This is a genomic window from Microbulbifer jejuensis (assembly GCF_047289955.1).
In the GTDB taxonomy this organism is placed as follows: Bacteria; Pseudomonadota; Gammaproteobacteria; order Pseudomonadales; family Cellvibrionaceae; genus Microbulbifer.
This window is the reverse complement of the sequence record NZ_JBLBUB010000004.1, coordinates 174452-194029: the sequence shown is the minus strand read 5'-3', so window position 1 is coordinate 194029 and position 19578 is coordinate 174452. Positions and strand designations below refer to the sequence as shown.

Sequence of the window (19578 nt, the reverse complement as noted above, 5' to 3'; positions counted from 1 at the left end):
ATGTTATCCACTAACCGTTTAAGGTCGATATGTATCACGGTCTAAAATTCCTTTTAAAATTAATGGGTAAGTAAAGATTCTGCAGTGGGTAAAGCTTCATCCGGAGATATGTTTTCGGCACTCAACGTGATTTCTACGAGTTCGACAGTTTCCTGGTCACTGACCATATGGGTATTCCAGCCCAGCAGGGGAGCATGTTCAGGTTTCCTGTTTAGCTGTGCCGGTGGTACCTGATCTGTAGGTAGGGTGACTAAGAGTTCAAAATCCAGTTCGATTCCCGCACTGAATTTGATAAATGCCTTTAGCGCCTCCAGCTCTTGGGTGCCGGGGGCGATGGTCATAAACTGCTCATACGCCATTGGCTCAATAACCACCTGAAATTTATTTTGTGCCTGGAAGCAGTGCGTACCGAGAATGGTGTTTTTCCCCAGGCAATTATTTACTCCATCAGGCGCGCTTATGCAGGGTAAACGACACAGAATATCTCTTGGCAGCGCATCCCACTGACCTTGAAACTGCTCAATAGTGACAGACAAGCCAAAGTAATTTTTAATCATACTGGTCAGTGCAGCAACAGAACAACGCGCTTGGCTGAAGTGGCCTGCCATGCCCAGAAGAGCCTCATCGGGTACGGGCATACGGTAACGCATTTCGCTGGTGCCCAACCCGGCCAAAGCGGCTATACCCTGAGTGAAGAGGTCCGGTTCCCTTTCATTGCGCAATCGCTGCCGTTCATAGTTTACCGGTAGTTGGTATTTGGACCAGGCTTGATAAAGTAGCGAGATATGACGGTGATTGAACAGGTTGAGAAAATCCCGCAGGGCGGTGTTATTTTCCCGGAGTTCCTTCTGCACAAGCTCCGTAAGATAGTAGGGCATAACACCCTGACTGCCAATCAGCCCGGTAAACCCCACTTCCATCTGCCACTGGTTCGACAGGTTGTCCTGAAGGTCACTTTCGTCAACCGGCTTCCTCTCCAGGCTCAGTACATCTGAACCGACAAAAGAAAGTCCACACTGGGCACTAAAACGAATAAACTCTTTGGAGGGCGGTGCCGCACCGGCAATGGCTGCGTTACAGAAATCATCATCGGCCATAGTTACAGCCCGCTCTACAAGACGTACAGCCTGGTAGAAGTCAAAGCTATAGGGCTCTCGACTCAGCCGCTCTATTACAGTAACGCTTTTTCTCCGGCACGAGGTGGCCATCTCTTCAGTTCTCCATCTCTGCCGTTTATTGTGGCAATTAATTTTGTAAAAGAGTTAATGGAACAATAGAGGCCAAGGAAGCGTTCGATAATACTGGCAAACAAGACCGGGCTGGTTCCTGTCAGCATCATTGAATCCAGCTCAATTTCAACCTCGGTACCCCGACAGAGTACAATGCTCTGATCTATCTGAATTGGAGCGGTGACCGGTTTGGTATTCAGCCTTAATAGTGACTCTATCAAGTTCCTTATACTCGCAGAATCACGAAAGTCATATAGTCTGAATATCTCCTTGAGAGCATCACAACCCTGGGTTCCGCAAAGAGACAGATGATTCAAGTTCAAGTGAGAAATGAGTCGCCAATAGCCCCGCTCCCGCCTCGGCGGCCGCAGTGTCGCACTCGGTGCGATGACACAGCTAATGCGGCTTGCCGGTAGATCCCCATCTACCACTTCCAGGTAAGGTTGCGCATTCCCGCTGGGGAGCTTTTTGGGAAGATTCCTGTTGCAGCAGGTTAACTTGATATCCAGTGTCTGATCACTAATCCGGTGTGGGTTAAAATTCAGGTCCACCAAGCTAATATCGACTTCGGAAGCATACTCATTGCGATGCTCCCCTTCAATAACCTCACGCCGTCGGCTAAACCAGAAAGCAGACTGTTGCGCATGGTGTTGACTGTGTTTTATGCCATAAAATGGTCGATACCTGGTCGCCTTCCCATTTCCATCCGTTGCGGTAACCTCATCGATAGAGTAAATTTCCAATCCATCGTTTCGGCGTGCATCGGGTACTATTTGATAATGATACTGCGCGTGGCTTAGCGGAATAGGGTCTGCACTTTGTGTGAATAGATTCACCACCGGCGTACAGCCGAGTGCAAACATACCCGGGACCAATTGTTTTTCTAATTCTTCGTGAGTTTCCGAGAGGTAAAAATAGAGCGTGAGGGAGTCTTCAAAACTCTCGTTGATTGCCCTTTGGAGGTTTTTGATATCCAGGAACAGAAATTTTTCCGGAAAGGCAAAATACTCGGTGAGCAGGCGATAGCCAATAAATGCTGTGTCGGGATACGGCAGTAGACCCTGATCCTCATCCAGTCCCACTTGCCCGATCTCATCCGGGGATAGAAAAGTCGGCTTGGGATCGGTCTCACCGTGCGCCACTACCAGTTTTACACACTTTGTCAACAGCAAGTCATACAAGCTGTAAACATGTGTGGGCTGCCCCCGCAGGAAGAAACGCAAACATCCCGGCTTCATTTCTGCAAAGCTCAAATCCGGACTCAGGGTTTTTAAGGTTAACTTGAGAACCGCATTGGCGCCCTGGACATCATTACAGCCAGGTGCAATAAAAGGCCTGGGCATTAAGCTGGCACTCACCGGCTGGAACGGGCTTATTTCCACGGGGTAGCAGGTGGTAAACCGGCAGACCTGCCCCTGAAAGGGCTCGCTTTCCAGAAGTGTCCTGGCCTCCACCGGCGTTATGGCGTCTAGATCCTCATCTGGCTCAAACTGCACAATGGCGCAGGAGGGAATCGGGCGCAAATAGTGTGGATAGAGGGTTTCCAGCATAGCATCTGTCAGTTCCGGAAAGTCGTCACTGAGTTTTTGCTGAACCCTCGCATTCATGTAGGCAAAGCCCGATAGCAGACGCCCCACCAAGGGATCATCTACAGTCTCCGTATCCAGTTGTAACCTGGAGGCCGCAGCGGGGTGCATGCGGGCAAATTCAGCGGCTGTCTGCTGGATAAAGGCCAACTCGCGCTCGTAGAGATCGATTAAACGTTCACTCATTATATAATCTCGGACACGTCGACCATTTGGGTCACGGGATTCAGGGCGGAATCAAAAACAATGACCTCCGAGGCCGGGTTGACATATAGAACCGCTTCGACACGAAACCGTATACTCGGGTCTTCCATATCTATCTTTTCCTGTGTCGTCACCTTGACAGAGCGAATCCTCGGCTCAAAGTGCACAATGGTTTTCTCAATATCACGACAGAACTGTTTTCTGCTACCCAGAGAAGATAGATTAATCGTGGATAAATCCGGCAGGCCGTAATTAATATTGGAGCCCTGCAGGTGCGTCAGGCTATCTGCTGCAGAAATACAGCGGTAGCGCGTATTAAATAAATACTCGAGGTCCCGCCGCACGCCTTCGCGCAACTGCCGCAATATTTGGTGTGACTGGTGCATATCCAGTTTGCGCGAGGATTCCAGCAGTCGATCCAAAATCGGTGCCAGCAGACGCTTTTCTTTTGCCATCGAACTAGGCAGCTCCCACCCCAATCGTTGCCAGCGCTGTGGTCAGTTTCAACTCTGATACAAGATGATCGACGGTATAGTGGCTCTTCAAGTGAATCACGCTTTGATAGCTACCGGCTTTACCCGGTTCATCGGCCACCCTGACCCGGGCTTCACGCAGCGGGTAGCGCGCGAGCATTTCCCAGGAAAGGTCGTCCCGCCCAGTTGTATAGCGATCCAGCCAATGCTGCAATTGGCGCTCGCAATCCGCCGCATTCATATAAGCGCCCACTTTGTCCCGGATCATTACCTTGATGTAATGGGCAAAACGCGATGCACAGAGTATCTGCTGCAACATTGAACTGATCCTGGCATTTGCAGTGGCGGCCTTGGAAGTATACTGCTTGGCTTTTTGCAGCGAGGGAACACTGTTAAAGGCACAATAGGGCGTATCGTAACAATGGCTCAGACAAACAAAACCCAACTCAGAGAGATCCCGTTCAACAAAATCGGTAACCAGAATGGAGGTGGACATACGCACCATGCCCGGGCGACTGTCGGGCTTGTAAGGCACAACCGGTAACTGGGTCACCAGTCCACCGCCCAAGTGGTCTCGGGCAACGCCACGAATATGGGAAAACCAGCCGACCTCACTGAATTCCCGCAGCAATACCGCACCCAGGGCAAAGCAGGCATTGCCCCACAAGTAGTGCCGGCTATGCAATGCCGCAACCTGCTCTTCAAACCGCAAGCCACGGTATAGTGAAAAATCAACACTATAGGGTTTCCGCATCAACACCTGTGGCAGAGTCACTGCGATAAAACGGCTGTCTTCCAACTCGCGAAGACTGTTCCAGCGGATATATTCACCCTGACGAAAAACTTCAGAAAACCGGATGGGCTTTGCCAGGTCATCAAAGTGATCCACACCGAACAGTTGCGGGCTGGCCGCACAGACAAAAGGGGCAAATGCGGCGGCCGCTGTATGCGCTATTCCTTGGAGGGTAAAGACATCATCATACGGATGTTCCGGCAAAGGGCGGTGGGAAATATAGTAATCCCCCAGTAAAAGGCCAAAAGGTTCTCCGCCCGGAGTACCGAATTCCTCATTATATACAAGGTGGAAAAGACCGGACTGATCAAAATCCGGGGCCCGCTCCACATCCTTGCTGAGATCCCTCCAGTTCACATCCAGCAACTTTATCTTGATATTGTCCGAATGGGGCGTATTGAAAACCAACATGGATAGGCCGCGCCAACTGGCCTCCAGTCGCTGAAAGCGGCGATGGTGTATTATCCGGTTAACCTGGTTACAAATCAGCTCGTCCAGCTCCACGATCATACGATTGAGATACTGGCGAACAGAAAAGCTTTTTTCTTTAGGGCAGGGACAGATCTCGCTCAACCAATATTCAAAAGCAAACAGGGTATCCGGTTCCTGTAAAAAATTCCGAAGTTCAGTCTGTTCCCCCCTGGCCAATTTTTCCGATAGTATTTCTATGTGATCTTCCGCTATCGGGCGGGCTGTCGTACGAGACACCGGACACTCCCACAAGTAGTATTTTTGAGAGACTCGATAGAATCCCGGCCCAGGACAAGACCTTTTGATAACATGGCCCGCCTTTGTCCGGCGGGCCTGGGCATTATCCGGCAGAAGGGATATTCGCCACCATGCGCATGGACGTAGTCAACTCTTCCATCTGCAACCAGGGCTTCAGGTAAGCCACGGCACTATAGCAACCCGGTTGTCCCGGAATTTCCTTGACCTCTACCCGGGCTTCGGAAAGCGGGTACTTCGCCTTCATTTCCGGGCTCGCATCCGGATTGGAGTTGGTGTATTGGATAATCCACTTATTCAACCAGCGTTCGCAGTCACTGGCTTCCATAAATGAACCCACTTTATCCCGCGCCATGACCTTCAGGTAGTGGGCGATACGGGAAGTGGCCATCAGGTAGGGAAGTCGCGCGGAGATGGCTGCGTTCGATGTTGCATCCGGATCATCATAGGTGTTGGGTTTTTGCGCACTCTGGGAGCCAAAGAAGACAGAGTAGTCGGTATTTTTGTAGTGACACAGGGGCAGAAAGCCTTGTGCACTCAACTCCGCTTCACGGCGATCAGTGATACCGATTTCGGTGGGGCACTTTTGATCCAGATCGCCATCATCGCTCTTGAACACATGAGAAGGCAACCCTTCGACCTTACCACCACCCTCGGCACCGCGGATTGCTGTACACCAGGAGTTTTCAGCAAACGCCTTGGTCATGGTGGTACCCATAACGTAAGAAGCATTCATCCAGCAGTACTGATTGTGCTCTGCCGAGCGAGAAACACCGGACTCGTCTACTTCAAACTCCTCGAAGTTAAACGCTTCGATCGGTTTGGTATTGGCTCCGTATGGAGTGCGGGCCAGTGTACGCGGCATTACCAAAGTGACAAATCGGGAGTCGTCACTGTCGCGGAAACTGCGCCACTTGATATATTCGGCGGATTCGAATATACCACCGAGATCCCGCGGCTTGGACAGTTCGGTATAATCATCAAAGCCAAACATGCCCGCGCCTGCAGCCGCGATAAATGGGCAAAAGCCCGCTGCGGCAACGTTAGACATTTTGCTCAAAAGCTCGATATCTTCCGGGTGGCTGGTAAACTCAAAATCGCCGATCATGCAGCCATAGGGCTCTCCCCCTGCAGTGCCAAACTCTTCTTCGTAAATTTTCTTGAAAGTCTGACTCTGGTCAAATTCAACAGCCTTGTCCAGATCGCGGAACAATTCGCGCTTACTCAGGTTGAGCATGCGTATTTTCATGGTCGCGCCGGTCTCGCTGTTCATAACAAGGTGGTTGAGCCCTCTCCATGAACCCTCCAATTTTTGGAATTTGGAATCGCGCAGAATCGCGGACAGTTGTCTGGACATTGCGGTATCCAGTGCACTGACCGCTTTCTTAATCGTTTGGGTCAGGTTGCGGTCCCAGGTCACGGTGCCTTTTAGCACCTGCTCGGTGAGGTTCGCAATCAGATCCTGGGCCTCCTGTGGCTCTGTTTGCTTGGTTGCCGCGATCGCCTGCTCCAGCAGGCCAGCCGATTGCTCCTCGGCCTCGCTTTCCGCAATATTTTCTACTTCTGTACTCATTCTGAGTCCTCTCCCTTATCCCCGTTTAAGCCCAGTTGCTCGGAAATAGCACCGACGTTTTCCGTGCTCTTCAGGATATCCTCCAGCACCTTTTCAAGTTCTTCTGAACGATCGGCCTTGCTGAGGAGATCACGCAATTTGCTGCGCGCTTCGAGAAGCTGCTTCAGTGGTTCAACCTGCTCAACGATTTGCTCAGGAGAAAAGTCATCCATGTGTTTGAAGTCGAGATCAACAGCCATCTTGCTGCCGTCTCCGGATAGCGTGTTTTCCACCTGCAGATTCAACTTCGGATTCACTTTGGTCATTACATCATTGAAGTTATCGCGATCTATTTGCACAAATTTGCGATCTTTCAATACCCTGCGATTTTCAGCGTTATCCCCCGAATAATCGCCCATGACACCCGCCACAAAAGGAAGTTCCTTTTTGACTTCAGCGCCATTGGTCTCTACATCGTAGGTAATATGCACACGGGGTTTACGCACACGCTTGAGTTTATTGTGGATGCTCTCGGACATCTCAGGTCTCCTTTCCTAGCTTTAGGGACTATTGTCAATTAACTACCAGCCTGTGCTGGTTTCTTCTTGCGGTTGCCCCCAACCATCATCGGAAGCGGACACCGGCCCAGAGGCCGCTGGCACCGGCTCGGGGGCTGCTGGTGCTGGGGAACGACTGTTACTGGTTAGCGGTGGCGCCACGTAGCGCTGGCTATCGGTTCCGTCGAGACGCACACCGGTTAACTGGGAGTAAAGCACACGTGCCTGCTCATCTGGGAGCAGCTCCGCCATCAATTCAGAAACCGTCATACGTCCCCAGCCAATCAATCTTTCCAGGCTCGGCGCCAAAGGTGTGTGCGGCTCATAGGTACGGAAGTACTTCGCGGCCTGCTCCAGCAACCCAAGTGCGTCCTCCCGCGAGGACACAGGCCCTGCGGGCACTGAGAGTCTGTTGTCAGCCACCCCAGTCTCGACGGGCATATCAGACCCAGTTTCACTGGATGGAACATCATTCTGCGCGACCGCTTCGGACTGTGCGATGGATTGCAGCTGGATTTTGTAAATAAAGCGTGCAGTGCGCAATACCTCATCCAACAGAGAGGAAATATTTGTTGACGGTGGTGCCTCGTGCCCACACCGCGCTCGCAGTGCATTGTTCATATTGCCGAAATGGCTCAGGGCGGTTTCTATTGTTTCAATAAGGTTCTGGGCCCAGTCGTCACTCGCACTGTTCACACACAGGTTGACCGCTTCCAGGCTGTAGCCCAGGGTCTCAATGCGTGCCGTTTTCGCATCCTCATCCGCAATTCTGTCTGCATCCCGCGCCTGCTGGTGCTGAAAGAATGAGAATTCACTGCAATCGTCTTCCGGTGTAATAGCGGCGCTGCGAATTGGCATCATTAATGTGCCATCACCACCGTCGCCATTGAGACCGGTCAGTGGTGCCACTTTGGTTTCAATACCGTCTTCGTCCGGCAGCGGGTACAGACCATCCCAAAAATCTTCAAGCAACCGGTCAATCAGCTGAAAGCCATCGCGCAGCCCGCTAAATCCGTGCAAACGGATCAGGGCTTCGGTGTACCAACTGGCAACTTCCAGGTCTTTGCTTTTCTCGATGAGGATTTTTTCTGCGAACCTGGCCACATCGCGCCAGGGCGCCAGCAGATCAGCGTCCGTATCATCGAACATGGCCGAGCGCTCAGCGGCTCTGGCACTATTGCGGGCATCCTTGATGGCATAATAATCTGAGGTTGGTGAACGATCTTCTCGAATATCCTCACCGACAGGCTTATCTGAAGAAACCGGAGCAACAAGTGCCTCTATATTTACTGTATTTGGGAATGCCATGGAAAAGCCCCTTCTATCGACTCAACTCCTTCAAGTAAGGATTCTGGGAAGAGTACACGTTGTAGATATCGAATCAAAGCAAATGGCATCTTCAAACCACGATACTGTAAAAAATGGGCTCAACACAAAACATTAATCAAAATAATTTTGATATTTTTGCAATAGAAGGTTTTTATAACGTCATCAGCAGGGCATTTACAGATTTTTTGCCTCTTCTGGCGACTTACCCGCTCCCGTCAATACTTTCTCAGCCAACACTATTTGTATAGATTTGATTTTTCCTTTACACAGCCATCTCTGCCCCATCTGGGTTAAGGAGGGTCAGCGCCTTGTAAATACACAGTTTAATCACCCGGTGTAGAACGGACTCCGCCGATCTATACCCGTGAGAAAATCCTGTATCAGCCCACTTTGCTACTGGTAAGCATGGGTATAAAACCCAATACGAGATGACCACCTGCAAATTTTCCAATGCGTTACCACAGCTGACAAATCCGCTTACTGGCAGGTTAAACATACTATTGCTTTATTGCTTTGCCGGCAGTCGGCCCCCGGCTCCCAACATGGCGCAATAGGATTCCGGAGTGGGCAGCGACGGGCACAGCAGGCTGGTGGGCGCCAAGTGTTGAGATCCCTCACACCACCAAAGGCTATAGCAGGAAAAATGCCGGCGGCAGAGTTGCCCGAGCAAGCCCCCATAGCTACTCTCAACACCACCCACATCGCCGCTGGCAATATAGACATCGGACTGCATACCCGGCCCACTGGCCACACCGATACCTTCCGGGGCAGAGACAAACGCCGCAAACAACTGGTCGGCGTGCAAGCGGTTTTGCAGGGCACTGATCGCCAGCTCGGAGAGACTCTGATACCACTGTTTGGCGGCCGACATAAACGCAAAAGCATCCACTGTTGGCGGCAGCGCCGTGGCAATGGTTAAGGGAAAGTAGCGACCTACACTGTCCACGCTGGGTACCAGGATGCCCGCCCAGGGACTTTCATCGATCACCCCTTTGCCGTGCGCGAAGTGCCAGATTGGACTCGTCAGGTAATAATCCAGCCACTGCTCCCCCATGATTTCACGGGAACCGCGTACAGCGCTTTGTAACCATTCATCCCACACCTTGACAAAACTGCCGGGCAACTGGCGCTGGATAAAGTCGCCGTGTCCAGGCAGTTTGCCAAAGAGTCCGATACCGCTCACAGGGCCTCCGGACATCGATAACCACGCAGCAGATTGCGATCAAACGGGTTGTTGACATTGGAGGCAATCAGCCTGAACTGCGCCTTACGACCGTCTTCAGAAAAAGTTACCAGGCGTTCCGCTTTGCTGCGCCCAACCACCAGATCGGAACTGGCCAACAGGCGGTACCACGCCCAATCCCCCTCAAAGTGTTTTCGATGCACAGTTTCATTCAGGTCTTCAAAAATAATCCTGACCCTGTTGCTTTCCCCGCCGCGCCAGGTGAGCTTCTTACTGGTCTTGGGTCCGTGGGAGTAGGGAACGCGCTGATCCCCCAGCTCCAGTTCAAACAGGCGCACACTGGAATCCAGCTTGGTGGGCTCGATGCGGAATGCATAGGATGCGGTTTCACCCCCGGCAAAAAGCGTCCTGCGGATGCGCTCCGCCCGCCGCAGTTGCGACAACGCCTCCCGGGACAGGCCCATACCCTGACCCTCGACAGACTTAATCCGCCAGTTTCTGGTATCGACAAACGGCTTCAAATACTCGTTCACAAACGTCTGCTCAATGCCGCCTGGCTTAAAGAACTGGTTAAACTCCATCACCGGCACTTCCCGGTCGCGATCACCACTCAGTGGGTAGCGTCCGGCCAAGCTGTTGGCATAACTGAGATAGACCCGTTCATTCCACACCTGGTTGAGATGAGCCTTGGCCTTCGCCATCACCAGTCCCCAGGTGCTGTTGGCGATATCGGTCAGCCACTGGTCGAATGGCGCCGGGGCACTGGCGGCCTTAATTCTGAGCTGCTTGATGGCATCGCCACCTCCACCAAAGCGCGCCTTGGCCCGTGCAAATGCGGCCTCATCAGCATCGGGTGCGCTGTCAATCTCGGTCAGATATTCCTGAATTTGATGAATGGCCAGCAGGTATTCCTGAACCCTGGCCGTCCGCCCCTTCTCACTCTGGGTAATGCGCTGAACTTCCTCAAAGTGCAAATCGACGATATTGGGTTTGTACTGATCCCGCAAAGCACCCGTCGCACTGTCAAGTGCGGCCCCACCTACCTTGCGGGTGGTACTGGAGACCGGTAGAGCGACCCCGGAGGCGTCTACGGACAACTCCGGGCGCGGTGTCAGGCGCGTGTTGTCCGAGGTAATTTCCGCAACCGCAAGCAGCGGCGAATAAATCGGGTCGGACAGATTTGACAGCACTTCCAGTGCCTGGGAAGTACTCTCGAATTGCCGAATGTTGAATCCGCCCAGAAATGCCTGCCAGCGCTGCAGGTATTCCCCCAGATAGATACGCTTTACCTCCTCGCCGAGCTTTTCCCGGTCGGCCTCAGTAAAGTCCTCCCCACTGAGATCGCCACCGTAAATCCAACGCTCTTTCGCCATATTGGTCATCAGCGGGGAATCCGCATCGAATTCCAGCTCCTTGTACCCCGCTTTGGTGTAGAGGAAAGGAATACGAAACCGGGAATCGTTTGCATTCATCCCGAAGAGCTGCTGGGTATCGCCGCCAATTTCCTGGTAAAGATCCACCGAGACCTGCCCCAGGTCAGTATTTTGCAACTGGGCAAACAACCGTTGGGGTACGGGTATGCGTCGCAGCTGTTGGCGTGCGCGGGCCACGACCCGTGTGTTTTGCCCCACGCTGGTGGGAACAGGCTGCGCCAGCAATTGATCCAGATGGTAGCGCAGATGCTCCTGTTCCCGGGCCTTCCCCGGCAACAGGTGCTCCCAGCGCGCCGCGTAATAGCTCTCTATGGTGCCAATATCCATCCTGTCGGCATTAAAGAACATCAAGTAAGTCCTGAGGGTATTCCCCAGCGCTGGGTCATCGCTGCCAAGGCGGCTCAGGTCGCTCTCAATATCCCGCAACAACGCCGGCAAAAAAACACCTTCGAGTTTGCCCCGGTAGAGATTGTCCACCCCCTTATCAATCCGCTTGTCATAGAGCCCCAGGTTGCCAATCCAGGGGTGCTCATCTCGATCGTACACCGCGCCGGCCTGCCGCAATGGCTCCAGCATGTTGAGTGTCTTTACCGATGACGGCCTTGTATCCTTCAGTGCACCTTCTGCCTGCTGGTAAGCGGCAAGGTGATCGCTCACTTCCCCCATGGACAGTTTGTTCTGGGCGAGACTGCCGCTCCAGAGAAATACGGCTCCGACAAAAACCGTTGCCAAAGAAGCATAGACGCCCCTGCGCAGCCATTGGGTGGCCGTTTCGATCTTGCGGTTGACGCCAACCAGTTCCGCCTCGGGAAACACAACGTCTTTCAGCAACCGGTGCAAAAAGAAGCTTTTTCCAACCCCCTGGTGTCTGGGCCCGACATTGCGCTCCAGGCCAAAGTCCGCTGTTACCGAGGCCATCATACGGTCAACCGGGCTGCCTTCCTGGGTGCCGCTGGTAAAGTATACCCCCCGCACCATAGGCACAGTCTCATAGCGGTTGGACCCGAAAGCCTGTTTAACAAATTCGGTGAGCACGCCGGACAGGTTCTCTACCCGCGCGGGAAAGCCTTGAAGCAATGCACGCTTCTCAATATTGCGCTCCTGGTGTACCCGCCACAGGACGCGCTGGTTGAGCCGCTCAATCAACCGATCAAACTCCGACTTGAAATTATCCAGTGGGGCACCGGCAGCGGCATCGACCTCACGCGGGAAACTGAGGCCCCACACCTGCTCGCGTTCAGCCTGGGAGAGGTTGTCAAAAAATTCACTGAACCCTGCGACCAGGTCACACTTGGTAAAGGTGAGATAAATGGGAAAGCGGATTCCCAGTTCCCGCTGCAGCTCATTCACCCGCTGGCGGATGGTTTTCGCCTGGTGCTGCCGCTGCTCTTCAGTTTGCACCATCAGGTCCTGCAGGCTAATTGCGACCAGGGCGCCATTGATCGGGCGGCGGCGGCGGTAGCGCTTCAGCAACCCCAGGAACGCCTTCCAGGCAGTGTTGTCATACACCCGGTGGCTGTCCTGGCTGGTGTAGCGGCCCGCGGTATCGATCAATACCGCATCATTGGTAAACCACCAGTCACAGTTGCGCGTACCACCGACACCGCCGAGGGCTCCCTTGCCGTGGCTCTGGGCGAGGGGAAATTCCAACCCGGAATTGACCAGTGCCGTGGTCTTGCCACAACCGGGAGGGCCGAGAATGACATACCAGGGCAGTTGATAAAGGGATACCTTGCCTTTTCCCGACTTGAAGCGGGCATTGCGCAAGACATCCATAGCCTCGCGAAAGCGCCCGGAAAGCGCATCGAGTTCCTCGCGGGAATGGGCTTCATCGGGATCCTGTGCCGCTTCCTGGGATGCCTCTATGCCCTGAATCAGCGCCTGGTTCTGGCGCCGCTCCACCAGCCACTGACTCAGGTTCCAGACCAACCAGAGTACAAAAATAAAAACGATGATAATGATGCGGATAGTGGGGGGGAGCGTGGCATTGTCACTACCAAATTTGATGTAGTTCGCCCCAAACCAAATCAGCAAGGACAGGGCCAAAAGGCCTATCAGCCCGACCACCCATTTGTTGGTAAAAAAGTCGCGCAAGCGTTTCATGAAAAACTCCATCTCCCGGGGCCCTGCCGGCACCGGCTCTGTACGGTTCGAGTGTTACCCTTCCCCTGGCGGGAGCGCTCTCTCACTGCCTGTGAGATCCGCCACGCGATCCACAACCGGTGTTGTCGTTTCGTACAACCACCAGCGATAACCACTGTAAGTGGCAACCAAGAGGCCGACGGCGACACTCATGATGACCCACAGCGGTACAAAGTGGATCAGGCGTGACTTGCGCTCGACACAGCCCTGCCAGCGCGGTGACAGGTCGCGCTCCATGGCCGGCCTGTGCTGTTCAATGGTGCGGTAAAGCTCGTCCCTGATCTGTTCAATCTGTTCGTGCCCGCGCTGCACCAGGCGATACTTGCCCTGAAAGCCCAGGCTCAGGCACAGATAGAAAAGCTCCAGTAACTCCAGGTGAGAGGCCGGGGTTTCGAGCATGCGCTGCAAAATGGCGAAGCACTTCTCACCGCCAAAAGTCTCTTTGTGGAACAAGCTCAGCAGCGAGTGCTGGCTCCAGCCGCTGGCCGTTCCCCAGGGGGTGGTCAACACCATTTCATCCACCACAGTACAGAGTAAGTAACGCGCAGTGAGAACGCTCTCCGGAGTTAGCGCCAGTTGCTTGGCCTCGCGTTCAAATGCCTGAATTTCCCGGGTCAGGCGTTTGTGCAAGTCCGGTACATTGGCGTGGTTCATGGTAGTGCGCAGTTTGATAATCACTCCCAGCAGCTTGGAGGCCGCAGACACCAGGGGGTTCAGGCTGTTGCGCACCTGTCTGTCTGCAGCGCTACCCGGATCGGCAAACAACTGTTGCGGGATCGGGTCCGGCTGCACCGGAGCAGCGGCACCCGGAGTTGGTATCATCACTGTCCTGTCGCCGCCATCGGGTGCCGGCGGGGGCGTGAAGCTTTCTTTGCTCATGTCAATGATTCCTGATGGCCCAAAGCTCCATGGACAGCCCCGGAAATTCCGCGCCGAGATGTACGGCGAAACCGCCGGATCTCAACATGGCCTGCCACATTTCGCCGCTGCGCTCCATTTCGAAGTAGGTGAATCCGGCGTGATAGGGAATTTGGCGGGGCGCCACCGGGAGTGGGCGCAGGGACAGTCCCGGCAGCTGTGCTGAGATCAACTCGCGAATGGCCTCCACCGGGGCCACCTTGGCCTGGGTGGGGAAGCGGCTGCGCAACAGGTCACCCGGCATATCCGCTTTCGCAGCCATGACAAAGCTGGCCGATTTGAGCATCGAGGGATCGGTCACCGGTGCCACATAGATGCCAAACTTCCTCTGCACCAGTTCCATGGGAATAGCGGTCTGTTCCAGGACCGTGGACAGGGATTGGCGCAGGGCGGAAAACAGCCCGGCAAAACTCAGTTGCAAATTTTCATGGGCATAACCGGGAATCTCCGCTGGGCGTTTGTTTGACGAGGTGAAAGTCGACAACTCTCCAGCCAGTTGCAGCAATTCCAAAAACAGACTGTGGGGGTGCAGGCGCGGCTGTGCGGTAATCTGTTTCAGCATGGGCTCAAAACGATTGATAACCTGCAGCAACAGGTAGTCGGCAATCTCCGCCGATCCACTTCTGCCGCTGTCACACAAACGGTGCCCCAGCGCGGTACCGCGATGATCCAGCAGCCCCTTGACCTCTTCGATATAGGCTTTGATCACCGGCGAAGTCTCGGCATTCAGCAGTGGTGGAATATAATCTGTATCCAACTCCAGCGGTTTTTCCGGCTGGCACTCACGTATCCGGGCAATGCCGATCGCGGCGTAACCGCTCAGGTCATCGCTCTCCAACTTTAGGCAGACACGTAGCTTGCCCACCTGGATACGGGCGGATTCACCGGAAGCAGTAGCGCTGTTACGCACATCAAAATTGGCCGCCTGGTAGCGGGCCTGGGGAAAGTCCTCCTGATCCCTGATGGACTCCTGGCTGCCGGGGCGCTTCAGAGGTATACATAAATAGGCGACTTCATCGCGGGTATGCACAGGCACATCCAGCACATCCGGCAGGTGCTCATTTTCCGGCGCCAGGATTGGCGTGCCGTCTGGGAAAATCGCCCGCAGGCGGGATACGGAGACCTTGCCCATGGAAAGCGGTTCGCTGTCAATCGCCAGCTCAACCACACCCCAGGTGTAGGGGCCCAGGGAAGCGGTGCGCGCTTCGACCAGCTGTTCGAGATAGCGATCCTGCTGCTGGAAGTGCTGGGGGCGTAAAAACATACCCTCACTCCAGATCACCTTGTTGTTTGCCGACATAAGTCTTCCTTGTAACGCCCGAGCCAAATGGACCAGTGCTGGAAATAAAACCTGCCCGTGCTTTGCGCAGCGCGCTATTTAGAATTTTCCATTTCCCGGAGGCGCTTTTTCATCGACTCATAGTCCTCACTGGAAATGGTTATCGTTTTGTCCTGGGCCTCACTAGCGCGCCTTCGCGACAGGGCGGATGCTTTGTCGCGACGACGTTTGGCAATCTCGTCGGGGGTGCCGATGCGAGTATCGGCCAGGGATATCTGGTACGCATTTTTTTTGTGATCAATGATCGGCAGCACCATCAGGGCATCGGCTCTCTGGTACTGCACAAACTCGGCCAGAAGGCCGATATATTTCACCTCCGGGTCCAGTGCCAATGCTTCCACTCGCTGTTCACCGGGAGCGAACTCCTTCAGGATCACGGTATCCAGCAGGTCCTTGCCCAGACGGGATTCAGCATTTTCGTACAGATTCAGGAATTCCTCCCGTGCAAACTGACGATCGTCCGCCAACATAAAAATGCGCACCACAACGGGGGACGCGCGCCCATCGCCATCGGGATTGACGTCCTCTCGGACATCCATCGACAGCTCGATACTGGTGTCCAGGTTCAAGGTACGCCTGGTAGTCTGGCAGGCTGCCAGGGAGACCAGCAAAAAGCCAAGCAGAGTGATACGGAACCAATTATTTTTCGACACGACCAACTCCTTTTCCTCGATCAATATATTCATTTTGCAGCTGTCTGGCATTCTTTAACTCTGACAGTTGATTTTCATACGTCACAGCAAATTCATCACCGAACAGCTTGCGGTAACAAGCCTCGGGGTCGCCAACCAGTTCGCGGTACAGTGCGTCAAAGCCCTGCCACTTTTTCGCATTTTTATTGCCGAAGACCCCGGAAATATCACCCAGGCGCCGCTCGATATTTTCGGGGTTGAAGTAGCTGAGCATTGCACTGTAGCCCGCGCGCATGCCGGCGAGCACGGCCACCTGGTGATCGGAAAGATCTTCAAAACTGTCCCGCACTGCCTCTTTTGGCTGCATAAATGCACTGTTGCCCGCAAACATGGCCTCCAGGGCATCTCGCTCGGTTGCGCTGAATTTCAGTGGGTTATTGGCCTCTGTCTGGATCATGGTGCGCTGCACACGCAGCTCATTTTTAATACTGGTGCGCGCGCGCAAGAGGTCTATCAGACGTACGACGGTTTCGCGAACGATCTCGGCCGCCTGTTGATCCGCCTGCTGCTGTTGCACGGGGCTCATATTCAGACCCAACGTTGTCGCCAGAACACTGGCCGCTGATGACTCTGCGGGCGGTGCCTGTAGCGGGTGTGCTGGGGGTTCAACCTGACTCGGTTGGCCCGCCATAGGCGGTTGGGTCTGCGATTGCAACGGGGAGGAGGGGTACCCCGAAGCGACAGAATCCGCAGGGCGGGACGGGGGCGCCTGCCCCATACCGAATCCCGGCGCGCCCGCCATCGGTTGGCCCTGTACAGCGGCGAAAGAATCCGCAAACGGATTATCCTGAGGTGGTGACTGCGCAGCGTGCGGCGTCAACTGGGGGGGAGGCTCCTGCGCTCGCGCAGGTGCCATCGGTGGCGACGATGGCGAAAATCCCCGCGGGGCCTGTGGCTGCGGGGGCGGTGGCTGTGACGACACGGGGGGTCTTTGATACTGACTGGGTGGCGCTACCTGCGGCTGGGCCGCTGTCTGCGCTTCCACGGGCGGCTCCGGGGCGATATGCACTGCGTGCTGATCCGCCGGCACATGGTCCTGCTCGCTGCCATCCTTCCACCACTCCTCATCGGACCACTGGCCCGAACCGGCCTGGCTGACCGACCCATCCAACGCCCCCAAACCCGGGGCATCCGACGTAGCAAACGCCTGTGGCTGGTCAAAAGCGGCGAGGGGATCCAGCGGGCCAGCATCGGCGCCCAACAGGCTGTCACCGGACGGTGTTTGCTGGGCCCCGGGGCCGATATAGCCCCACTCCCCGGACTGGGAGATATCGGCGCCACTACCGGGTTCCAGCCAGTTGTCCAGTTCCCCGGCATCGGTCTGGCTCTGTATCTTCGCTCTGGTGCTGGAACTAAAGGTGGTGCGGTCTGAGGTGTCGAGAAAATCGGCACTGCCAAGACCCTTGGGCAGATGGCTTTCCACCTGCGGCTGGCGCAGAGCCACCTTGAGGCGGTATTCCCCCATATGGATGATATCCCCCTCTTTCAGGGGCATCTGGTTACCCTTGCCGATCATTTCCTCGGCACCATTGTAAAAGGTACCGTTGGTACTGGTATCCGTCAGGAAATATTGATTCCCACTAAAGGAAATCTGCGCGTGTCTGGAAGAGACAACGCGGTCGGGATCGGGCAGCACCCAGTCGTTGTCTGCCGAGCGGCCCAAGCTCCCACCCGCTTTTGTAAACAGCTTGGTGTGTTTGAGCATATTGGCCCCTGGGGGGTCTGCCAATACAGAGAAAATGAGGTCCATGTCTTCCTGACTCATACTATTGATTTACTTCATTTACCCGCAAAGCGTTCTGACCAGCGTACGGCATCGCCAAACATGGGGCAGCTTTGCCGGTCATATCCCCAAAACCGGGCCTTGCGCCCTGCAAAACCCGCCGGTCCTCCAGATCCATCGCACAGACAGTTTCAGTCCCAGGGACCCTTCAGGGCCCCGCCGGCGAGGGAGTGCAACCTGGGAAGAATAATCTGGTCCCGCCCCTGCACAGAACGAAGGGTACTGAGCCCCGCCTGCATAAACTGCGTGGCACCGCTATCGGTCAGCAGTGCTTCGGCACAGGGAGTCACCCACTGTCCCTGGGGCAGTTTGCGCAGGTGCAACGGCAGGTCCTCATAACTGGCGGAAACCGGTACCTGCAATTTTCCGTTCGCGGAAACTGCCTGGCAAATCGCCAGTGCGAGCAGGTAGGCACTGTTGCCCCACAGATAATACTGGTGCCCCTGCTCTGCTGTCAGTTCTTCAAAGTCGAACTGCTCGGTGGTGGCCGCCCCACTGCCAAACGGGAGGCGCAGCATAAACCTGGGTGCGGCCAAGGCGACGTATTCGCTCGCTGAATATTCCCGTACGGCCTGCCAGCTCTCGGCAAAGCGCTCACTCATGGGGTAATACCAATCGTCGGGATCGACAGAACCAGCTAGATTGGGGCAGCCGGCCAGCTTCGTATCACCGCCCAGCAGCAGGGCGCTGCCCGCCGCCTCCGCAATGGTGGAGAGATCAATCAGCAAATGCAGATCGCGCTCCTCATCGGTGATATAGAAGTCACCGAGGACCAGATTGTAGGGCCGGTTGCCCGAAACCGTTTCACGCTCCACCAGCAGTTTAAAGATCTGGGATTGCTCCAGATTACTTTCCGCACCGGCAAAATCTGAAAGCAACTCCTCTTTACTGACATCGATCAAATAGAATTGCAGTTTCCTGTGCTCATCGCAACGCCGCAACAAAAACTGCAGGCTGTACCAGCTCGCTTCCAACTGGCGGAAGTCACTGTGGTGCATGATCTTACGCATCGCATCGGAGGTCGCCTCGGCAAGAGCGTTCAAATATTCGCCCTGGTGGGGGTGGGTATTCTTCTGCACATAAGGGGCGACAATATCCCGGATCAACCGCTCAACCTGAAACGCACTGCTGCACTCTTTGGCCCGGTGCTTGCGGTCCGCAGCGAGCATTGTATCGAGGATGGACCGGCCGGCAGAAGTCGCGGTTTGGGGGGGAGCCTCGCGTAGCTCCGGCTTCCACTGCCGGATGTCCTCGGCGGCCTGCCGGAACTGCTGCGGATCCCGCAGCCGGCGTTCTAGTTCAATGAATTTTTTAAACAGCGGCAGGCGAGTGAAAAGGTAATCCGGGTGTAAATCGTCAAAACAGGACAGCGGCAGAGGCCCCTCTGTCACCGGCAGCTGCAGGCGCACGCCCAGGTCGGCAAAAACCCCTTCGAAAGTATCCCGATTTAGCAGATAGACCCGGCGCTGAGCGATACTGCCCGGCTCACACTGGCGGCGGCTGGCGCGCCCGCTGAAGTCTCCAAGGATCGCAACCTTCAGGATATCAGGGCCTGTCGCTATCATTGCTTTTTACCATCGCCTGAAATAGGAAAGTCTGTTCGGGTAATTTTTCTCACGCTCTACTATCCGTTGGCAAA

The 19578-nt window shown here is 54.8% G+C and carries 14 protein-coding genes; all 14 read right to left on the bottom strand.

Annotation, left to right across the window (positions count from 1 at the left end; all coding sequences use genetic code 11):
* Positions 1-59: 59 nt before the first annotated feature.
* Positions 60-1208, bottom strand: coding sequence for a type VI secretion system baseplate subunit TssG (tssG, locus tag ACL7TT_RS04225; RefSeq protein WP_413393414.1), 1149 nt, complete (start codon positions 1206-1208; stop codon positions 60-62).
* Entirely contained in the window at positions 1172-3001 is a 1830-nt protein-coding gene (gene tssF, locus ACL7TT_RS04220; protein ID WP_413393412.1) for a type VI secretion system baseplate subunit TssF, read from the bottom strand. Before tssF ends, tssG begins: the two co-directional genes overlap by 37 nt.
* The gene (gene tssE, locus ACL7TT_RS04215) at positions 3001-3474 is read right to left on the bottom strand and encodes a type VI secretion system baseplate subunit TssE (protein ID WP_413393410.1); all 474 of its coding nucleotides are present in this window, start codon (positions 3472-3474) and stop codon (positions 3001-3003) included. Before tssE ends, tssF begins: the two co-directional genes overlap by 1 nt.
* 4 nt (positions 3475-3478) lie before the next feature.
* On the bottom strand, positions 3479-4993 hold the full coding sequence (tssC, locus tag ACL7TT_RS04210) for a type VI secretion system contractile sheath large subunit (protein ID WP_413393408.1): 1515 nt from the start codon (positions 4991-4993) through the stop codon (positions 3479-3481).
* Between the two features lie 103 nt (positions 4994-5096).
* The gene (gene tssC, locus ACL7TT_RS04205; RefSeq protein WP_299939878.1) at positions 5097-6584 is read right to left on the bottom strand and encodes a type VI secretion system contractile sheath large subunit; all 1488 of its coding nucleotides are present in this window, start codon (positions 6582-6584) and stop codon (positions 5097-5099) included.
* The gene (tssB, locus tag ACL7TT_RS04200) at positions 6581-7102 is read right to left on the bottom strand and encodes a type VI secretion system contractile sheath small subunit (RefSeq protein WP_299939881.1); all 522 of its coding nucleotides are present in this window, start codon (positions 7100-7102) and stop codon (positions 6581-6583) included. The genes tssC (ACL7TT_RS04205) and tssB overlap by 4 nt, the downstream gene beginning before the upstream one ends.
* 42 nt (positions 7103-7144) lie before the next feature.
* Entirely contained in the window at positions 7145-8428 is a 1284-nt protein-coding gene (gene tssA, locus ACL7TT_RS04195) for a type VI secretion system protein TssA (protein WP_413393405.1), read from the bottom strand.
* A 526-nt stretch (positions 8429-8954) separates the two neighbouring features.
* Positions 8955-9632, bottom strand: a complete 678-nt coding sequence (gene tagF / locus ACL7TT_RS04190) for a type VI secretion system-associated protein TagF (RefSeq protein WP_413393403.1) — start codon at positions 9630-9632, stop codon at positions 8955-8957.
* A complete protein-coding gene (gene tssM, locus ACL7TT_RS04185; protein WP_413393401.1) occupies positions 9629-13168 on the bottom strand; it encodes a type VI secretion system membrane subunit TssM in 3540 nt (1179 codons plus the stop codon). Before tssM ends, tagF begins: the two co-directional genes overlap by 4 nt.
* A 54-nt stretch (positions 13169-13222) precedes the next feature.
* Complete coding sequence (icmH, locus tag ACL7TT_RS04180) at positions 13223-14086, bottom strand: type IVB secretion system protein IcmH/DotU (RefSeq protein ID WP_413393399.1); 864 nt, start codon at positions 14084-14086, stop codon at positions 13223-13225.
* Between the two features lies 1 nt (position 14087).
* Positions 14088-15425, bottom strand: coding sequence for a type VI secretion system baseplate subunit TssK (tssK, locus tag ACL7TT_RS04175; protein ID WP_299939893.1), 1338 nt, complete (start codon positions 15423-15425; stop codon positions 14088-14090).
* A 74-nt stretch (positions 15426-15499) separates the two neighbouring features.
* The gene (gene tssJ / locus ACL7TT_RS04170; RefSeq protein ID WP_299939894.1) at positions 15500-16117 is read right to left on the bottom strand and encodes a type VI secretion system lipoprotein TssJ; all 618 of its coding nucleotides are present in this window, start codon (positions 16115-16117) and stop codon (positions 15500-15502) included.
* Positions 16104-17921: a type VI secretion system-associated FHA domain protein TagH gene (gene tagH / locus ACL7TT_RS04165; RefSeq protein WP_413393397.1), complete on the bottom strand. Its 1818-nt coding sequence runs from the start codon at positions 17919-17921 to the stop codon at positions 16104-16106. The genes tssJ and tagH overlap by 14 nt, the downstream gene beginning before the upstream one ends.
* 149 nt (positions 17922-18070) lie before the next feature.
* The gene (locus ACL7TT_RS04160) at positions 18071-19504 is read right to left on the bottom strand and encodes a type VI secretion system contractile sheath domain-containing protein (RefSeq protein WP_413393396.1); all 1434 of its coding nucleotides are present in this window, start codon (positions 19502-19504) and stop codon (positions 18071-18073) included.
* Positions 19505-19578 lie beyond the last annotated feature (74 nt).

Coding starts and splice junctions, on each gene's coding strand:
- tssA (WP_413393405.1), bottom strand. CDS start 8,428: ATGGCATTCCCAAATACAGTAAATATAGAGGCACTTGTTGCTCCGGTT.
- tssK (WP_299939893.1), bottom strand. CDS start 15,425: ATGTCGGCAAACAACAAGGTGATCTGGAGTGAGGGTATGTTTTTACGC.
- tssE (WP_413393410.1), bottom strand. CDS start 3,474: ATGGCAAAAGAAAAGCGTCTGCTGGCACCGATTTTGGATCGACTGCTG.
- tagH (WP_413393397.1), bottom strand. CDS start 17,921: ATGAGTCAGGAAGACATGGACCTCATTTTCTCTGTATTGGCAGACCCC.
- tssC (WP_299939878.1), bottom strand. CDS start 6,584: ATGAGTACAGAAGTAGAAAATATTGCGGAAAGCGAGGCCGAGGAGCAA.
- tssF (WP_413393412.1), bottom strand. CDS start 3,001: ATGAGTGAACGTTTAATCGATCTCTACGAGCGCGAGTTGGCCTTTATC.
- ACL7TT_RS04160 (WP_413393396.1), bottom strand. CDS start 19,504: ATGATAGCGACAGGCCCTGATATCCTGAAGGTTGCGATCCTTGGAGAC.
- tssG (WP_413393414.1), bottom strand. CDS start 1,208: ATGGCCACCTCGTGCCGGAGAAAAAGCGTTACTGTAATAGAGCGGCTG.
- icmH (WP_413393399.1), bottom strand. CDS start 14,086: ATGAGCAAAGAAAGCTTCACGCCCCCGCCGGCACCCGATGGCGGCGAC.
- tssM (WP_413393401.1), bottom strand. CDS start 13,168: ATGAAACGCTTGCGCGACTTTTTTACCAACAAATGGGTGGTCGGGCTG.
- tssB (WP_299939881.1), bottom strand. CDS start 7,102: ATGTCCGAGAGCATCCACAATAAACTCAAGCGTGTGCGTAAACCCCGT.